Origin of the sequence: Streptomyces sp. NPDC050422 (assembly GCF_044458665.1) — a bacterium.
Taxonomy (GTDB): domain Bacteria; phylum Actinomycetota; class Actinomycetes; order Streptomycetales; family Streptomycetaceae; genus Streptomyces.
Map to the genome: position 1 here is coordinate 205442 of NZ_JBITIE010000016.1, position 16612 is coordinate 222053.

At 69.5% G+C, this 16612-nt stretch carries 17 protein-coding genes; 11 read left to right on the forward strand and 6 right to left on the reverse strand.

Going from position 1 to position 16612, the window contains the following annotated elements; all coding sequences use genetic code 11:
- The 7 genes from nadC to ACIBJG_RS25720 all read left to right on the forward strand — a co-directional run bounded on the left by nadC (position 1) and on the right by ACIBJG_RS25720 (position 4456).
- Complete coding sequence (nadC, locus tag ACIBJG_RS25690; RefSeq protein WP_399310762.1) at positions 1 to 1044, forward strand: carboxylating nicotinate-nucleotide diphosphorylase; 1044 nt, start codon at positions 1 to 3, stop codon at positions 1042 to 1044.
- Entirely contained in the window at positions 1044 to 1841 is a 798-nt protein-coding gene (locus tag ACIBJG_RS25695) for a type III pantothenate kinase (protein ID WP_399310764.1), read from the forward strand. Before nadC ends, ACIBJG_RS25695 begins: the two co-directional genes overlap by 1 nt.
- A gap of 149 nt (positions 1842 to 1990) precedes the next feature.
- Positions 1991 to 2575: a hypothetical protein gene (locus tag ACIBJG_RS25700; protein WP_399310818.1), complete on the forward strand. Its 585-nt coding sequence runs from the start codon at positions 1991 to 1993 to the stop codon at positions 2573 to 2575.
- 42 nt (positions 2576 to 2617) lie between these two features.
- A complete protein-coding gene (locus ACIBJG_RS25705; protein ID WP_399310766.1) occupies positions 2618 to 2797 on the forward strand; it encodes a hypothetical protein in 180 nt (59 codons plus the stop codon).
- A gap of 113 nt (positions 2798 to 2910) precedes the next feature.
- Positions 2911 to 3408, forward strand: a complete 498-nt coding sequence (locus ACIBJG_RS25710) for a BlaI/MecI/CopY family transcriptional regulator (protein WP_399310768.1) — start codon at positions 2911 to 2913, stop codon at positions 3406 to 3408.
- A 9-nt stretch (positions 3409 to 3417) separates the two neighbouring features.
- Positions 3418 to 3975, forward strand: a complete 558-nt coding sequence (locus ACIBJG_RS25715; RefSeq protein WP_350997980.1) for an amino-acid N-acetyltransferase — start codon at positions 3418 to 3420, stop codon at positions 3973 to 3975.
- Positions 3976 to 4120: 145 nt separating this feature from the next.
- A complete protein-coding gene (locus ACIBJG_RS25720) occupies positions 4121 to 4456 on the forward strand; it encodes an Lsr2 family protein (RefSeq protein WP_359134104.1) in 336 nt (111 codons plus the stop codon).
- On the opposite strand, the gene ACIBJG_RS25725 is transcribed toward ACIBJG_RS25720, so the two are convergent.
- Positions 4435 to 5055, reverse strand: a complete 621-nt coding sequence (locus ACIBJG_RS25725; RefSeq protein ID WP_399310771.1) for an SCO3374 family protein — start codon at positions 5053 to 5055, stop codon at positions 4435 to 4437. The genes ACIBJG_RS25720 and ACIBJG_RS25725 overlap by 22 nt on opposite strands.
- A gap of 441 nt (positions 5056 to 5496) precedes the next feature.
- Between ACIBJG_RS25725 and ACIBJG_RS25730 the strand changes: the two genes are divergently transcribed.
- From ACIBJG_RS25730 to ACIBJG_RS25740, 3 genes are all read left to right on the forward strand, one after another.
- Positions 5497 to 8025: an ATP-dependent Clp protease ATP-binding subunit gene (locus ACIBJG_RS25730; protein WP_399310772.1), complete on the forward strand. Its 2529-nt coding sequence runs from the start codon at positions 5497 to 5499 to the stop codon at positions 8023 to 8025.
- Positions 8026 to 8264: 239 nt separating this feature from the next.
- Positions 8265 to 9455 carry a PQQ-binding-like beta-propeller repeat protein gene (locus tag ACIBJG_RS25735; protein WP_399310774.1) on the forward strand — a complete coding sequence of 397 codons (1191 nt, stop codon included), beginning with the start codon at positions 8265 to 8267 and terminating at the stop codon, positions 9453 to 9455.
- Positions 9456 to 9871: 416 nt separating this feature from the next.
- The gene (locus ACIBJG_RS25740) at positions 9872 to 10609 is read left to right on the forward strand and encodes a M23 family metallopeptidase (RefSeq protein WP_399310776.1); all 738 of its coding nucleotides are present in this window, start codon (positions 9872 to 9874) and stop codon (positions 10607 to 10609) included.
- 21 nt (positions 10610 to 10630) lie between these two features.
- Here the strand turns inward: ACIBJG_RS25740 and ACIBJG_RS25745 are convergent, their stop codons facing one another.
- A complete protein-coding gene (locus ACIBJG_RS25745; RefSeq protein WP_399310778.1) occupies positions 10631 to 11215 on the reverse strand; it encodes a TetR/AcrR family transcriptional regulator in 585 nt (194 codons plus the stop codon).
- A gap of 124 nt (positions 11216 to 11339) precedes the next feature.
- Between ACIBJG_RS25745 and ACIBJG_RS25750 the strand changes: the two genes are divergently transcribed.
- Positions 11340 to 12917 carry an MDR family MFS transporter gene (locus ACIBJG_RS25750; protein WP_399310780.1) on the forward strand — a complete coding sequence of 526 codons (1578 nt, stop codon included), beginning with the start codon at positions 11340 to 11342 and terminating at the stop codon, positions 12915 to 12917.
- Between the two features lie 74 nt (positions 12918 to 12991).
- On the opposite strand, the gene cseC is transcribed toward ACIBJG_RS25750, so the two are convergent.
- From cseC to ACIBJG_RS25770, 4 genes are read right to left on the reverse strand one after another with little or no spacing between them, the layout of a single operon-like run.
- On the reverse strand, positions 12992 to 14362 hold the full coding sequence (gene cseC / locus ACIBJG_RS25755) for a two-component system sensor histidine kinase CseC (protein ID WP_399310781.1): 1371 nt from the start codon (positions 14360 to 14362) through the stop codon (positions 12992 to 12994).
- A complete protein-coding gene (cseB, locus tag ACIBJG_RS25760; RefSeq protein ID WP_399310783.1) occupies positions 14359 to 15063 on the reverse strand; it encodes a two-component system response regulator CseB in 705 nt (234 codons plus the stop codon). Before cseB ends, cseC begins: the two co-directional genes overlap by 4 nt.
- A gap of 10 nt (positions 15064 to 15073) precedes the next feature.
- Positions 15074 to 15817 carry a hypothetical protein gene (locus ACIBJG_RS25765; protein ID WP_399310785.1) on the reverse strand — a complete coding sequence of 248 codons (744 nt, stop codon included), beginning with the start codon at positions 15815 to 15817 and terminating at the stop codon, positions 15074 to 15076.
- Positions 15805 to 16449, reverse strand: coding sequence for a SigE family RNA polymerase sigma factor (locus ACIBJG_RS25770; RefSeq protein WP_399310786.1), 645 nt, complete (start codon positions 16447 to 16449; stop codon positions 15805 to 15807). Before ACIBJG_RS25770 ends, ACIBJG_RS25765 begins: the two co-directional genes overlap by 13 nt.
- Between the last annotated feature and the right edge of the window lie 163 nt (positions 16450 to 16612).

The window sequence follows — 16612 nt, forward strand, 5'->3', positions numbered from 1 at the left end:
GTGAGCACGCCCGAAGAGAATCCGCGCCCCACACCCGTGGACGTACCGCTGATCCAGATCGGCGCGCCCGCACCCGCCGCGGGCGGCTGCGGTGACGGTTGCGGCTGCGGCGGGGAGGACGGCTACGACCTGGACGCCCTGGAGTGCGGCCTGGACCCCGCGCTCGCCCAGCTCCTCGCCGACGCGGGCCTGGACCCCGTCACCGTCGAGGACGTCGCGCACGTCGCCATCGAGGAGGACCTCGACGGCGGGGTGGACGTCACCACCGTCGCCACCGTCTCCGAGGACGCGGTGACCACCGGCGACTTCACCGCCCGTGAGGCCGGCGTCGTGGCCGGTCTGCGGGTTGCCGAGGCCGTGCTCTCCATCGTCAGTACGGACGAGTTCGAGGTCGAGCGGCACGTCGAGGACGGCGACCGCGTCGTCGCCGGACAGAAGCTGCTGACCGTCACCACCCGCACCCGCGACCTGCTGACCGGCGAGCGCAGCGCGCTCAACCTGCTCTGCCGGCTCTCCGGTATCGCCACCGCCACCCGCGCCTGGGCCGACGTGCTGGAGGGCACGAAGGCCAAGGTCCGTGACACCCGCAAGACGACTCCGGGCCTGCGGGCCCTGGAGAAGTACGCGGTGCGCTGCGGCGGCGGCGTCAACCACCGCATGTCGCTGTCCGACGCCGCACTGGTCAAGGACAACCACGTGATCGCGGCGGGCGGGGTCGCCGAGGCGTTCAAGCGGGTCAGGGACGAGTTCCCGGACCTCGCGATCGAGGTCGAGGTCGACACGATGCAGCAGGTCACCGAGGTCCTGGACGCCGGCGCCGACCTGATCCTGCTGGACAACTTCACCCCGTCGCAGACGGCCGAGGCCGTCGAGCTCGTCGGCGGCCGCGCGGTCCTGGAGTCCTCGGGCCGGCTGTCCCTCGACTCCGCCCGCGCCTACGCGGACGCCGGTGTGGACTACCTGGCCGTCGGCGCGCTGACCCACTCCTCGCCGATCCTCGACATCGGCCTGGACTTCCGCGACACCGACGGGGCCGGCGCCTGATGCTGCTCACCATCGACGTCGGCAACACCCACACGGTCCTCGGACTGTTCGACGGGGAGGAGATCGTCGAGCACTGGCGCATCTCCACCGATGCCCGCCGCACCGCGGACGAGCTCGCGGTGCTGCTCCAGGGCCTGATGGGCATGCACCCGCTGCTGGGCATGGAGCTGGGCGACGGCATCGAGGGCATCGCGATCTGCTCCACCGTCCCGGCCGTGCTGCACGAGCTGCGCGAGGTGACCCGCCGCTACTACGGCGACGTCCCCGCCGTCCTCGTCGAGCCGGGCATCAAGACCGGGGTGCCGATCCTGATGGACAACCCGAAGGAGGTCGGCGCGGACCGCATCATCAACGCGGTCGCCGCCGTCGACCTGTACGGCGGTCCGGCGATCGTCGTCGACTTCGGCACGGCCACCACCTTCGACGCGGTCTCCGCCCGGGGCGAGTACACCGGCGGCGTCATCTCGCCCGGTATCGAGATCTCGGTCGAGGCGCTCGGAGTCAAGGGTGCCCAGCTGCGCAAGATCGAGCTGGCCCGGCCGCGCAGCGTGATCGGGAAGAACACCGTCGAGGCCATGCAGGCGGGCATCATCTACGGGTTCGCCGGCCAGGTCGACGGTGTCGTCGGACGCATGAAGAAGGAGCTGGCCGCCGACCCCGACGACGTCACGGTCATCGCGACGGGCGGCCTTGCTCCGATGGTGTTGGGCGAGTCCTCCGTCATCGACGAGCACGAGCCCTGGCTCACGCTCATCGGACTGCGCCTGGTGTACGAGCGCAACGTGTCGCGTCTTTAGAGGGCCCGGCGTGATGCGCCCCTGACCGGCGGTTCGGCCGCGCGGCGCCTCCCCGGAGCCGCCGCGCCGCCGACGGCCAGTTAAACGGATTTTGTCCATTTAGCACGTATTGTCGCGCTATGCCCACGCCCTACGGATCACGCGGCGGTATGGCGTTCAGCGCGGACGAGCTGCGAGTGCTCCGCCGTGCCCTCGCCATCGCCCTCCACCCCGCGCCCCTGCCCGACGAGGACGTCCAGGACTGCCTGCGGCTAGCGGGCGCCGTCGACGAGGCGGTCGGTGAGGCCGGACGGCTGCGCGCCTTCCTCCTCGCCGACCTCGTCCGCTACCGCAACGCCCTCCCCGGCTCCCTCAGCGGATATCTGGAGCGCCTCCAGGACGCCCTGGCCGCCGGGTACGACCCCCGCCCCGAGGATCTCGCCGCCCTGCGCGCCCTTCGCGGCGGACCGGTCGCCGCGGCGCTCCTGGAGCGCTGTCAGGTGCTCGCCGAGCGTTCGGTGCGGGCCCGCCTCGCCGGACGCGCGGTGTCCGCGACGGCACCCGCGCCGCGCAGCCGGCTGCTCGCGCTGCCCGGTGGCCGTGCCGCGGAGCCCGAGAAGCCGAAGGCCCCGGCGGCCCCGGCGGCCCCGGCCCGCCCGGCCCCGCCGTCCGAACGCCCGGCGCCGAAGCCCTCCGAGGTCTTCCCGCCGCGCCGCCGCCCGGTCCCGCCACCGCAGCAACGCGCCGCGGGGTAGGTCCTTTCACCGGGCACGGACCGGCTCGCTACTCTGGACGGCATGGACTACGTATCCGCGCTTGTGCCCCCCGTGGTGATGGCCGCCTTCTTCATCGGCCTGGTCGTGACGATCGTCAAGAGCCAGGGCGGGCCGAACAAGGCCAAGGAGGACGCGGCCGTGGATGCCGCGATCAGCCGCGCGGAAGCGGCCCCGCGGACGCCGCGCACCGACGGGGTCTGACCTCCCGCTCCCGCGCACCACACGTACGAAGGGCGTACGGCTCCCGAGAGCCGTGCGCCCTTTTGTCGCGTAAATAACCGGTCATTCCAGACATTTAGCACTATGGTGTCGCTGTGCCCCGCCAATTGGGAGAGCTGGAAGACGCCGTGATGACGCGGGTCTGGCAATGGAACCGACCGGTAACCGTACGGGAAGTCCTTGAAGACCTTCAGCAGGAGCGGTCCATCGCCTACACGACCGTCATGACGGTTATGGACAATCTCCATCAGAAGGGCTGGGTACGCCGGGAAGTGGACGGCCGCGCATATCGATATACGGCGGTCTCCACCCGTGCCGCGTACTCGGCCGCACTGATGAACGAAGCCTGGTCGAAGAGCGACAACCCCGCCGCCGCGCTGGTCGCGTTCTTCGGGATGATGTCGGCCGAGCAGCACGAAGCCCTCCGGGACGCCATGCGGATCGTTCTGCCCACACTTCCCGAGGGTGCCGTCCAGCCGGTTGCCGAAGCTGCCCCGGAAGCCGCGGGCGAAGGTGCCGGTGAAGCCGCGCGGGACGGATCCGGTGAAGCCGCCGAAGCAGCCGATGACGCGGAGCCGGACGCCGGGCGATAGCGTCGGGGTATGTCCTCAGAGCTTCCGCATACAGATTTCCAGACCGATCCGTCGGTTATAAACGTGGCCATCACCGTCCGCCGTGCGAGGACGAGCGATGTGGCCTCGGTCCGTCGTCTCCTCGACGGCTACGTGCGAGAAGGCATCCTGCTCGACAAAGCGACGGTCACGCTTTACGAGGACATCCAGGAGTTCTGGATCGCCGAACGCGACGAGGACGCGCGGGTCATCGGCTGCGGCGCTCTGCACGTGATGTGGGAAGACCTGGCCGAAGTGCGTACTCTCGCGGTCGATCACAGCATCAAGGGTGCCGGAGTCGGACATCAAGTACTGGACAAGTTGTTGCAGACCGCCCGCTGGCTGGGTGTGCGACGGGTTTTCTGTCTCACCTTCGAAGTCGACTTCTTCGCGAAGCACGGCTTCGTGGAGATCGGAGAGACGCCGGTCGACGGAGATGTCTACAGCGAGCTACTGCGTTCCTATGACGAGGGTGTCGCGGAGTTCCTCGGTCTCGAACGAGTGAAGCCGAACACCTTGGGCAACAGCCGGATGCTTCTGCACCTGTGACCGTCGGAAGAAGAGCGATCCCTATGTCCGAATCGCGCACGTTTCCCGTCTTCTTGCGCTCCTGAACCTCTCCCGGGGGTTTGTGTTTTCCGGTGAAAAGCGGTTTCCTTTCCGCGTACTCCATTTTCGATGAAAGGAAATCCCGGTGGCACAGAAGGTTCAGGTCCTTCTTGTTGACGACCTCGACGGTGGCGAGGCCGACGAGACCGTGACGTTCGCTCTCGATGGCAAGACGTACGAGATTGACCTCACCACGAGCAACGCGGACAAGCTCCGGTCCCTTCTCGAGCCGTACGCGAAGAGCGGCCGGCGCACCGGTGGCCGTGCGGCGTCCGGTCGCGGCAAGGGCCGTGCCGTTCCCGGCGGCAACAAGGACACCGCCGAGATCCGTAAGTGGGCGCGCGAGAACGGCCACAATGTGAATGACCGCGGCCGCGTTCCCGCGGAGATCCGTGAGGCTTACGAGAAGGCCAACGGCTGAGCAGCCGTTTCTCCGGGTGACATCTCCGTCCGGGCGCGCGTCAGGCGGGCCCGGTGGCATTCCGTCGCCACGGCGTCCACGAGCCGGATGAGATCGGGAGCACCCCCACCCCTGCTCCCGAAGCCGGACAGGGCCGGGAGCACCGGTCCCCCCTCCTGCTCGTGCGGTGGGCAGGGGGGCCGCAGCCACACGGCGGCCCCCGGCGTACCCGGCCGGCCCGGCGGCGGCGGTGCGGTGATCCGTCCGCCCACGCCGAGAGCGGTCAGTGCGAGGGCGACCCCGCCCCACTCCAGCCAGTCGAGCAGCCCGGGCAGTTCGTCCGCGCTCCCCGGCGCCACCAGCAGGCTCATCCGCCGGCCCGACAGTGCCACCGGACCGGTCGGGCCCACCCTTCGCAGCACCGCGTGCCCGGCGGCGGCGGGGACGACGAGCGCGTCGAACCGCAGCCCGGTCATCAGCCGCACCGGCGCGCTGCCGGCGGTCGCCCAGCCGAGCTCCTGCTCGTACCACCGGGCACACGTTCCGCGTGACGCGCCATCGGCGCGGCTCTCCCGCTCTGCGGGGAGCGCGGTGCGGGGAGGCGGGACGGTGAGGGTCATGCCGGAAGAACTCCCGAGTCGCGCCAAGGGTTACGCAGAGTCCTTGATCGAACGCATAGTGTGTCCGGGTTGGGGGCGTACGGGCGCATTCGGGAGTACGAAGATGTTCGCCCGTAGCGGAGGGAACCCGCGTACGCCGCATGGACTGTCTGTAATTGCGGGTAAGACATCCCTAGTGGGGAGGGGCGACACGCAAGCCACGGACGTCTCACGTTCGCCATCGGCGTACTGGCGATAGGGGTATCTGCCTGGCCTGCGGGAACATCGTCTCGCACCATCGGGTTGGAGCAGTTGTCGGCGTTCGGGGCAGGAGATCCCCCGGGAAGCAGGGCCGGGTGTCGGCACTTGAAATGAGCGGTCCCCGCTTGCGGGACTAAGCTGCGGAAGGACAGGGAGGGGACCGACCCCTTACTGCCTGACCGCTCTGAGGAGCGATTAACGATGTTCGAGAGGTTCACCGACCGCGCGCGGCGGGTTGTCGTCCTGGCTCAGGAAGAAGCCCGGATGCTCAACCACAACTACATCGGCACCGAGCACATCCTCCTGGGCCTGATCCACGAGGGTGAGGGTGTCGCCGCTAAGGCCCTGGAGAGCCTCGGGATTTCGCTCGAGGCGGTCCGCCAGCAGGTGGAGGAGATCATCGGGCAGGGCCAGCAGGCTCCGTCCGGGCACATCCCCTTCACGCCCCGAGCCAAGAAGGTCCTGGAGCTGTCGCTCCGCGAGGCCCTTCAGCTCGGCCACAACTACATCGGCACCGAGCACATCCTGCTCGGCCTGATCCGCGAGGGCGAGGGCGTCGCCGCCCAGGTCCTCGTGAAGCTGGGCGCCGACCTCAACCGGGTGCGCCAGCAGGTCATCCAGCTGCTGTCCGGCTACTCGGGCGGCAAGGAGGCGGCCACAGCGGGCGGCCCCGCGGAGGGCACGCCCTCCACGTCGCTGGTGCTCGACCAGTTCGGCCGGAACCTCACCCAGGCCGCTCGTGAATCCAAGCTCGACCCGGTCATCGGGCGCGAGAAGGAGATCGAGCGGGTCATGCAGGTGCTGTCCCGCCGTACGAAGAACAACCCGGTCCTCATCGGCGAGCCCGGCGTCGGCAAGACGGCGGTCGTCGAGGGCCTGGCCCAGGCCATCGTCAAGGGCGAGGTGCCCGAGACCCTCAAGGACAAGCACCTCTACACCCTCGACCTCGGTGCGCTGGTCGCCGGTTCCCGCTACCGCGGTGACTTCGAGGAGCGCTTGAAGAAGGTCCTCAAGGAGATCCGCACCCGCGGCGACATCATCCTGTTCATCGACGAGCTCCACACCCTCGTGGGTGCGGGCGCCGCCGAGGGCGCGATCGACGCGGCGAGCATCCTCAAGCCCATGCTGGCGCGAGGCGAGCTCCAGACCATCGGTGCCACCACGCTCGACGAGTACCGCAAGCACCTGGAGAAGGACGCCGCTCTCGAGCGCCGCTTCCAGCCCATCCAGGTCGCGGAGCCGTCGCTGCCGCACACCATCGAGATCCTCAAGGGTCTGCGCGACCGCTACGAGGCCCACCACCGCGTGTCCATCACGGACGAGGCGCTGGTCCAGGCCGCGACGCTGGCCGACCGGTACATCTCGGACCGCTTCCTGCCGGACAAGGCGATCGACCTGATCGACGAGGCCGGTTCCCGGATGCGCATCCGCCGGATGACCGCGCCGCCGGACCTCCGCGAGTTCGACGAGAAGATCGCGGGCGTGCGCCGCGACAAGGAGTCGGCCATCGACTCCCAGGACTTCGAGAAGGCGGCGTCTCTCCGTGACAAGGAGAAGCAGCTGCTGGCGGCGAAGGCCAAGCGCGAGAAGGAGTGGAAGGCCGGCGACATGGACGTCGTGGCCGAGGTCGACGGCGAGCTCATCGCCGAGGTCCTCGCCACCGCCACCGGCATCCCGGTCTTCAAGCTGACGGAGGAGGAGTCCTCCCGTCTGCTGCGCATGGAGGACGAGCTCCACAAGCGCGTCATCGGGCAGAAGGACGCCATCAAGGCCCTCTCGCAGGCGATCCGCCGTACGCGAGCCGGTCTGAAGGACCCGAAGCGTCCGGGTGGCTCGTTCATCTTCGCCGGTCCGTCCGGTGTCGGTAAGACCGAGCTGTCCAAGACGCTCGCCGAGTTCCTCTTCGGTGACGAGGACGCGCTGATCGCCCTCGACATGTCGGAGTTCAGCGAGAAGCACACGGTTTCCCGCCTCTTCGGCTCGCCCCCCGGCTACGTGGGGTACGAGGAGGGCGGCCAGCTCACCGAGAAGGTGCGCCGCAAGCCGTTCTCCGTCGTCCTGTTCGACGAGGTCGAGAAGGCCCACCCCGACATCTTCAACTCCCTGCTCCAGATCCTGGAGGACGGTCGCCTGACCGACTCCCAGGGCCGGGTCGTGGACTTCAAGAACACGGTCATCATCATGACGACCAACCTCGGGACCCGGGACATCTCCAAGGGCTTCAACCTGGGCTTCGCGGCCCAGGGCGACGTCAAGACGAACTACGAGCGGATGAAGACGAAGGTCAACGAAGAGCTCAAGCAGCACTTCCGGCCCGAGTTCCTCAACCGTGTCGACGACACGGTCGTCTTCCACCAGCTCACCGAGGAAGACATCATCCAGATCGTCGACCTCATGCTCGCCAAGGTGGACGAGCGTCTGCGGGACCGCGACATGGGCATCGAGCTCAGCGCGGAAGCGAAGTCGCTCCTGGCGAAGAAGGGCTACGACCCCGTGATGGGCGCCCGGCCGCTGCGCCGGACGATCCAGCGCGAGATCGAGGACATCCTCTCCGAGAAGATCCTCTTCGGCGAGCTGCGCCCCGGTCACATCGTGGTCGTCGGCACCGAGGGCGAGGGTGAGGAGCAGAAGTTCACCTTCCGCGGCGAGGAGAAGTCGGCTCTGCCCGACGTCCCCCCGATCGAGCAGGCGGCAGGCGGCGCCGGCCCGAACATGACGAAGGAAGCGTGACAGGCACCCACGGCCTCTAGAGGCCCTGGCGTCCGAGCGTCCGAAGGGGCGGCCCCGTACCGGTTCACACCGGTCCGGGGCCGCCTCTTTGCTGTTGCGTACACAGTGACGGGCGCGTCACAGAGCTGTCCCGGTCGTGTCAGCTCGTCGTACGGGCGTAAACCCGCTGGTTAGTCTGGCCCGGCTCCGGGCGCTTGGTCCGGGGTGCGGACGAACAGGCGACGGGGATGGGGCAGGCCATGCGCAGTAGCGACGTGTCACGCAGACGGATGATGAAGCTGGCAGGAGCCGGGCTGGTGCTGCTGGGGGCCGGGGCATCGGCCTGCGGACCGAAGGACGAGCCGCCCGCCGGGGGACCGGATGTGCCGAGGGGGACCGGCACCCCGGCGCCGGGTTCCACGCCGAAGCCCGCCTGGCAGCACGCCACCACGTTCGACGGACTGGCGTGGATCTCCGCGATGGCGGTCGTCGGCAACGTCCTGCTCGTCTCGGGTGACCCGCTGGTGGCCCGCGACATATCCACCGGCAAGGAGATCTGGTCCCGCGCGGAGGTCACCACCCCGGGCGCCAACATGCTGATCGGCGGCGGGACGCTCTACCTCAGGAGCGCCCGCTACGACGGGAACATCGTCGGCCTGGACCCCGCCACGGGCAAGGACACCTGGCGCAGCCGGATGGGGGACCAGTACTCCCAGCCCCGCCCCATCGCCGCGGACGGGGACCATGTCTATGTCGTCGCCGGAATCCTGGACAAGGAGTTCAGGACGCCGGAGAACGTGATCGCCGCGATCGACACCACCTCGGGCAAGGTCGTCTGGCGCGAGAAGCGTGACAAGGGGACGGACGAGAACGGCCTCACCGCGCGGGTGGCCGGCAACCGTCTCGTCTACACGGACTTCCGGGAGAACCTCACGGTGCGCGACACCGCGACCGGGCACCAGGTCTGGACGAAGAAGATCGGCCGGTCCAACAACCGCGGTTTCGAGGTTCACGACGGCCTCGCCATCCTCGCCAACGGGCAGTGGATGCGTGCCTACGACCTGGCGGACGGCAAGGAGCGCTGGTCATTCAAGACCGAGGAGTTCAGCCGGTTCAACGACCCGGCGGTCCTGGACGGAGTCCTGTACGTCTCCGACAGCGCGCACGGCCTCTGGGCGGCCGACCCCGCCACCGGGAAGGCGCACTGGCACGACAAGGGGAGCCTGGACGTTGCCGCCCCCTGGCAGTTCGCGAAGGTGGGGGACGTCCTCTACGGGGCGACGGAGTTCGACAAGGACGGCGGCATCCACGCCTACGACGCCGGCAGCGGGAAGCTGCACTGGACGTACAACGACGGCAGCGGCGACCTCCAGCGGTGGTACCTGGCGGGGGGCGGCAAGCAGCTCGTGGCCCTGCACGCGAAGAAGGTGACGGCGCTGCCCCTGGGGTAGCACCGTCACCGCGGGCCGAAGGTCCCGAAACGGACAGTCCTTGGTCCCACCGCCGGTGACAAGGCGCACAGCCCGATTCGGGCCTACTAGGCACCTTAGGGGCCCCGGCCGTGATCGCGGCCGGGACCTTCGGCCCGGTGTCCGACAGGGTGTTCGGGCGTTTGGGGGGAACTGCCCGGATGGCGGGCCCATGTCCGGTATGGACGGTTTGGAACTGGGGTTAAACCCGCTTCGGCGAAGACTTTCGGCAACGGTCGGCGGGTGCGGAGCGGGACCCGTGCCGACGAATTCCCGAGCCTCCCACTACGGCTTTTCCTCGTAGATGGGGGGTTTGAGTGCATCCGGGGGTGCGGGTTACCAAGGTATGGCCAGCCCGGCACGCCGCCGGGTCCAGTCATCCCGGAGGTTCTCTGCTTATGTCGAAGCGCGTTACGTTCCAGACCCGCCGCCCGTCCGCTTCCCGTGTGCGTGGCGCCGTGGTCGCAGCCGGCCTGGGGACGTCGATGGTTCTCGGTGCGGGCGCTGCGTTCGCGGCCGGCACGGCGGGCACCACCAACGCCGCGAGCCTGGCGGTCACGACCACCGCCGACTCGGTCGCCCAGCAGGCGGCCGCGCAGGGCAAGGCGGCCGAGCACGCCGCGGCGAAGAAGGCCGAGGCGTCCAAGAAGAAGGCCGCCGAGGCGAAGAAGGAGGCGGCCGCCAAGAAGACGGCCGCTGCCAAGAAGGCCGCGAAGCTCGCCTGGGAGACCCCGGTCGACCACTACGAGCTGAGCGCGACCTTCGGCAACGACGGAGCCCGCTGGGCGCACAAGCACTCCGGCCAGGACTTCGCCGTGCCGATCGGCACCAAGGTCCAGGCCGCGCACACCGGCACCATCGTGAAGGCCGGCCCGAACGGCGGCGGCGACGGCCCCGCGTACGGCAATGCCATCGTGATCAAGCACAGCAACGGTACGTACTCGCAGTACGCGCACCTCTCGAAGATCCAGGTGCACATCGGCGAGCACGTGAAGAAGGGCGAGAAGATCGCCCTCTCCGGCAACACCGGAAACTCCAGCGGCCCGCACCTGCACTTCGAGATCCGGACCACCGCGAACTACGGTTCGGCGGTCAACCCGGTGAACTTCCTGCACCACCACGGCATCTCGGTCTGATCCGACCGCGACACCACCCCGCTACTGGGCGCAGCCCGGGCCGTGTGCCCGGGTGACCAGTTCGACGGCGACTTCGAGGGCGGCCTTCCGCTTGTCCTCGGGGTCGCCGTCGACGTCTTTCAGCGCGAGCATGCCGGCGTGCAGGGTGAAGAGCGCGCTGAAGCACCGCACCTGGTCGGTGAGCGGTGCGTCGGGATCCTTGATCAGGTCCACGAGTGCCAGGACCCGGTCCTTGATCGTCACGCCGATGCTCAGGTCGCGCACGGTCGCCTGGTTCTCCTGCATGAAGCGGAAGAGCGGGGCGGCGCCGGCCAGTGCCTCGCTGTAGCGGCTGAGGATCTCCTTCTTCGTCTCCAGGGTGCGCGGCTGCGTCTCGCCCCAGGTGATCAGTTCCTCGACCGGACGGTTGAGGTCCTCGAAGATGCTGACCAGGATGTCTTCCTTGGTCTTGAAGTGGTAGTACAGCGCGGCCTTCGTGACGTCGAGTTGTGCGGCGATCTCCCGCAGTGAGGTCTTCTCGTACCCCTGCTCGGCGAAGAGCTCCAGAGCGACGTCCTGGATGCGCTGCCGGGTGTTGCCCCGGCGGGGCTGCGGCGTGCTGCTCATGGCGCTCTCCCAAAAACTTACTTGACGCCCGGCTAGTTGCGGGGCTATTTTCCCCTAGTGTAGTCAACTAGCCGGGCGGCAAGTAAGAGGTCCGGTGCGCAGGGGATCTGGGGAGTTGGGGAACATGGCGGACCTGATGAAGGCAGCGGACGGGAAGGCGGACGTCCCGGCGGGACGGGCGGAGAAACCCGGACCGCAGCAGCGCAGCGTGCGGGTGGTGGTGCTCGCCCTGATGATCGCCATGCTGCTGGCCATGCTCGACAACCTGATCGTCGGCACCGCCATGCCGACCATCGTCGGTGACCTCGGCGGGCTGGAGCACCTCTCCTGGGTCGTCACCGCCTACACCCTGGCCACGGCCGCCTCCACCCCCATCTGGGGCAAGCTCGGCGACATGTACGGGCGCAAGGGCATCTTCCTCACGTCCATCGTGATCTTCCTGATCGGCTCGGTCCTCAGCGGTATGTCCCAGGACATGGGCCAGCTGATCGGCTTCCGCGCCGTCCAGGGCCTGGGCGCCGGTGGTCTGATGGTCGGCGTCATGGCGATCATCGGTGACCTCGTACCGCCCCGCGAGCGCGGCAAGTACCAGGGCATGATGGCCGGCGTCATGGCGATCGCGATGATCGGCGGACCGCTGGTCGGCGGCACCATCACCGACCACCTCGGCTGGCGCTGGAGCTTCTACATCAACCTGCCGCTGGGTGCCGTCGCCCTGGCCATGATCACCATCGTGCTGCACCTGCCCAAGCGGGAGCGCACCAAGGCGAAGGTCGACTACCTCGGCGCCGGACTGCTCACCGTAGGCATCACCGCGATCGTGCTGGTGACCACCTGGGGCGGTTCGGAGTACGACTGGAACTCCGCCGTCATCATGGAGCTCATCGCGATCGGCGTCGCCGCACTGGCCGGCTTCGTCTTCGTCGAGACCAAGGCCGCGGAACCGATCATCCCGCTGCACATCTTCCGCAACGCCAACTTCACCCTGATGTCCGTCGTCGGCTTCATGGCGGGCTTCGTGATGTTCGGCGCGGTGCTCTACCTGCCGCTGTTCCAGCAGTCCGTCCAGGGCGCGTCCGCGACCAACTCCGGACTGCTGCTCCTGCCGATGCTCCTGGCGATGATGATCGTCTCGCTGGTCGCCGGACGGATCACCACCAGCAGCGGCCGGTACAAGATCTTCCCGATCGTGGGATCGATCCTGATGGTCGCCGGACTCTTCCTGCTCTCGACGATGGACACGGGCACCACCCGGTTCACCTCCGGCATCTACATGGCGGTGCTCGGTGCGGGCATGGGCTTCCTGATGCAGATCACGATGCTCGTCGCGCAGAACAGTGTCGAGATGAAGGACATGGGCGTCGCCTCCTCCTCCACCACCCTGTTCCGTACGCTCGGCAGCTCCTTCGGTGTCGCCATCATGGGCGCGCTGTTCACCGGACGGGTGAGCGACGAGATGGCCGCTCGTGGGGGCGCGGGTGCCACGATGCACGGCGCCCAGCTGGACGCGGCGAGCCTGGCGAAGCTGCCGGTGCGGGTTCGCGAGGCGTACGAGTTCGCGGTGGCGTCCGGCACCCACATCGCCTTCCTGGTCGGCGCCTCCGTCGGGCTGGTCGCGGTTGTGGCCTCGCTGTTCGTCAAGGAGGTCCCGCTGCGGGGCACCGGACCGGAGAAGGCTTCCCCGATGGCCGAAGCGGTCTAGGAGTTCTCGGTACGGGAAAGGCCGCGGGGTGCGTACCCCGCGGCCTTTCCCGTCTCTCCGTCCGGAACGGCCGCTCAGCGGTCGGGGTGCGCGCCGCGGCCGGCGGCCTTCCTGTCCCTCGGCTCCGGACCGCGCTGCTCGCCCAGCATGGGGAAGCTGCCGGTGTCCGTGGGCGCGTGCTCGGGCAGCCACAGGACGGCGATCGCCCCGCCGGTGCCCTCGGCCGCACCCACGGGGGCCGCGTTGCGGAAGGTCAGCCGGGCGCCGAGCACCCGGGCCTGGCCGGCCGCGATCGTCAGCCCCAGCCCGTGCCCGTGCCCGGCCCGGTCGGTGGATCCGGTACGGAACCGGCTCGGCCCCTCCCGCAGCAGCGCCGCCGGGAACCCGGACCCGTGGTCGCGGACCCGCACCACCCGGCCCTCGACCGTGACCTCCACGGGTGTGGACCCGTGCTTGGCGGCATTGCCCAGCAGATTGCCCAGGATCCGCTCCAGCCGGCGCGGATCGGTGCTGACCCACGACTCGTGGACCACCTGCACCCGCACTTCCGGGTCCAGCAGCGCCACCCGGCGGCTGACGAACTCGCCCAGCGCGACCTGCTGCAGCTCGGCCCGCTCGGAGGCGCTGTCCAGCCGGGCCACCTCCAGCACGTCCTCGACCAGCGTGCGCATCGCCTGCGCCCGGTCCCGTACGAGCTCCGTGGGGCGGCCCGGCGGCAGCAGCTCGGCAGCGGTCAGCAGCCCCGTCACGGGGGTGCGCAGTTCGTGCGCGATGTCCGCGGTGACCCGGCGCTCGGCCTCGATCCGTTCGTTCAGCGCGTCCGTCAGGGCGTCCACCGCACCGGCCAGCTCGTCGGTCTCGTCGCGCACGACTCCGCCGACGGCGTCCCCGACCCGTACGTCGGTATGGCCCTGCGCGACCCGTCCGGCCGCGGCCGCCGCCTTGCGCAGCCGGCGCGAGAGCCGGCCGCCGATCAGGACCCCCAGCGCGGAGCCGCCGAAGACCACCGAGACGGAACCGATGATCAGGGCCCGGTCGAGATCACCCATGATCGTGGTGGAGCGGTCGGCGAACCGGGTGTGGAGCGAGAGCACGTCGCCGTTGGCGAGCGGCACCGCCGCCCACACGTCGGGCACCCCGCCGCCGTCCTCGACATGCGTCGCGCGCCGGTTGCGCCGGATCTCGTGCCGCAGGCTCTTCGGCATCGTCGGATCATTGAGCTTCGCGCCGAAGCGGGGGTCGGCCTTCTTCGTCTTCGTCGCCTCGTAGAGCAGCTGGGCGTAGTTCAGCCGCTCCAGCTGGACCTCGCGCGCGTTCTCCAGCATGGAGACCCTGGCGGCGTTGTGGACGACCAGGCTCAGCGCGACCGCGATCAGGGCGCCGACCGACGCGATCGCGATGCTGATCTTCCAGCGGACACCGGTCCGCAGGGCCGGGCGCCTCATGCCCTGAGCTTGTAGCCGAAGCCGCGGACCGTCTCGATCCGGTCCTGGCCGACCTTCGTGCGCAACCGCTGGACGTGGACGTCCACGACCCGGGTGTCCCCGCCCCAGCCGTAGTCCCAGACCCGCTCCAACAGCTTGTCGCGGGAGAGGACGGTGCCGGGGGCGGACGAGAACTCCAGCAGCAGCCGCATCTCCGTGGGGGTCAGACCCACCTGCTCGCCGCCCTTGCGGACCTCCATGCCCTCGGTGTCGATCTCCAGGTCGCCGAAGACGAGCACGCCGCCCTCGGGCCCCGCCGCCGTCTCGCCGCCGCCCGCCCCGGCCCCCGAGGCATGGCCGAAGCGACGGAGCACGGCACGGATCCTGGCGACCAGGACCGCGCCGTCGAACGGCTTCGTGACGTAGTCGTCGGCGCCCGCCTCAAGGCCGAGCACCACGTCGATCGAGTCGGCCCGGGCCGACAGCATGATCACCGGGACCGTCGACTCGTCCCGGATGCGCCGGCAGAGGCTCACCCCGTCCAGGCCGGGCACCATCACGTCGAGCAGCGCGATGTCGGGCCGGTTTCTCCGGAACGCTTCGAGGCCGAGGAGCCCGTCGGGCATGGCGGTGACCACGAAGCCGTCCCGCTCCAGTGCCAGCTGGGTGGCCTCGCGGATGACGTCGTCGTCCTCGACGAACAGGACATGGGTCTCGGCCATCGGACTGCTCTCAGTTCTTCGTCGGTTCGGTGGGCTCGGGGAAGTCCCCGTCTCCGGCTCCGACGGCTCTGTTGAAGTCGTTGTGCACCCGGTCCTGCTCGCTGAACCGGTTGCTCGCCCAGTGGTACGTGATCACTTCCTCGCCCGAGGGGTAGGCGACCGCGTCCTTCTTCCCGTACACCTGCGTCGTCACCACCAGATCACCGCGGTCGATGGTCCCGTAGACCGCGGGCTGTTCGATGGTGAACACGTTCTCGTACGTGCCGCCGGGTCGCGGCCGGTACACATAGGTGCCCACACCGACCGAGTCGCCGCAGGTCATCACGTTCACCACCACGTCGGCGGAGGTGCCGCCGGTCAGGGTTCCGTACGAGGTGTCCACCGGGTACTCGTCACCGGTGCAGGGCTTGAGGGCGGTCCTGACCCGCTCGCTCACCTTGGAATCCGCCTTGAGCAGGCCCACCGCGTCGACCCGGGGCGTCGGCCTCGCCGTGGACAGGGCCGTGGTGCTCGGCGTGACCTGGGCGACCGGCTGGGTGCCTGCCGGTCCCTCGTCGCGCGTGCCCGTGCCGCCGGTGGAGCAACTGGCGGCGAACAGCCCGAAGACGGCGAGCCCGGCCAGAGCCGTACTGCTCGCCGCCCAGCCGGTCAGCAGGCGTCTGTGCCTGCCTCCGGCCCCGTCCCCCGTGGGTCCTCCGGTGACTGTGCCGCCGCTTCCGCCGCCGCCCTCACCGCTGCCTGTCAGGCCGCGCACCGCTCCCGCCCCCGCTCGTCGTGACGCCCCTCGGGGGGCGCCCCTGCCTGTGCCCGCGACCGCACCGGGGTCCGGGGCGCCGCGACGCGGACCTCCGCTCCGCGGTGCCCGTCCTCACGGATCCGCTCCGCACGGCTCGCCGCTTCCCTGCTCTCCAGCTCCTGGCGCAGTCGCGCCAGCGCCCGGTGCAGGGTGCTCTTCACCGTACCGGCCGACATGCCGAGCGCCGCGGCCGTCTCCTCCGTGCTCATCTGCTCCCAGTGTCGCAGTACGACCACGCTGCGCTGCTTGGGAGCGAGGACGCCCAGGACGTCCATCAGCAGGGCACGGTCGGCGCGCTGCTCGGTGCCGTCCTCGACGCTGGCGTCGGGAAGCTGCTCGGTGGGGACCTCGTCGAGCTTGCGCGCCCGCCACCACTCGGTGCGGGTGTTGATCATGACGCGGCGCAGATAGGCGTCGGCCAGGGACTTGTCGGCGATGCCGTCCCAGCGGCCGAAGGTGCGGGCCAGCGCGGTCTGCAGCAGGTCCTGCGCGTCCACGGGGTCCGGGACCAGCCGGCGTGCGCTGCGCAGCAGCGCGTCCTGCCGGGTACGTACGTACTCCTCGAAGCCGAGCACCTCACCCTGCGCCATGACAACCGCCTCCGTCCCCGTGAAACCCCGTAGAACCACCGCCAGCCGCCTGGTCATCGGGCTGACGTCGGTGACGCTACGGAGCTGTTGTCACGAGGCTGTGCGGAGCAGCCGTACGCCGACGCACGGCTGCCCATCGGTTGTGTAACAGCGCAGGAGGAGG

Excerpts from the sequence above, each read along its gene's own strand:
- ACIBJG_RS25695 (WP_399310764.1), top strand. The coding sequence starts at position 1,044 with ATGCTGCTCACCATCGACGTCGGCAACACCCACACGGTCCTCGGACTG.
- ACIBJG_RS25700 (WP_399310818.1), top strand. The coding sequence starts at position 1,991 with ATGGCGTTCAGCGCGGACGAGCTGCGAGTGCTCCGCCGTGCCCTCGCC.
- ACIBJG_RS25705 (WP_399310766.1), top strand. The coding sequence starts at position 2,618 with ATGGACTACGTATCCGCGCTTGTGCCCCCCGTGGTGATGGCCGCCTTC.
- ACIBJG_RS25715 (WP_350997980.1), top strand. The coding sequence starts at position 3,418 with ATGTCCTCAGAGCTTCCGCATACAGATTTCCAGACCGATCCGTCGGTT.
- ACIBJG_RS25725 (WP_399310771.1), bottom strand. The coding sequence starts at position 5,055 with ATGACCCTCACCGTCCCGCCTCCCCGCACCGCGCTCCCCGCAGAGCGG.
- ACIBJG_RS25730 (WP_399310772.1), top strand. The coding sequence starts at position 5,497 with ATGTTCGAGAGGTTCACCGACCGCGCGCGGCGGGTTGTCGTCCTGGCT.
- ACIBJG_RS25735 (WP_399310774.1), top strand. The coding sequence starts at position 8,265 with ATGCGCAGTAGCGACGTGTCACGCAGACGGATGATGAAGCTGGCAGGA.
- ACIBJG_RS25740 (WP_399310776.1), top strand. The coding sequence starts at position 9,872 with ATGTCGAAGCGCGTTACGTTCCAGACCCGCCGCCCGTCCGCTTCCCGT.
- ACIBJG_RS25745 (WP_399310778.1), bottom strand. The coding sequence starts at position 11,215 with ATGAGCAGCACGCCGCAGCCCCGCCGGGGCAACACCCGGCAGCGCATC.
- ACIBJG_RS25750 (WP_399310780.1), top strand. The coding sequence starts at position 11,340 with ATGGCGGACCTGATGAAGGCAGCGGACGGGAAGGCGGACGTCCCGGCG.
- cseC (WP_399310781.1), bottom strand. The coding sequence starts at position 14,362 with ATGAGGCGCCCGGCCCTGCGGACCGGTGTCCGCTGGAAGATCAGCATC.
- cseB (WP_399310783.1), bottom strand. The coding sequence starts at position 15,063 with ATGGCCGAGACCCATGTCCTGTTCGTCGAGGACGACGACGTCATCCGC.
- ACIBJG_RS25770 (WP_399310786.1), bottom strand. The coding sequence starts at position 16,449 with ATGGCGCAGGGTGAGGTGCTCGGCTTCGAGGAGTACGTACGTACCCGG.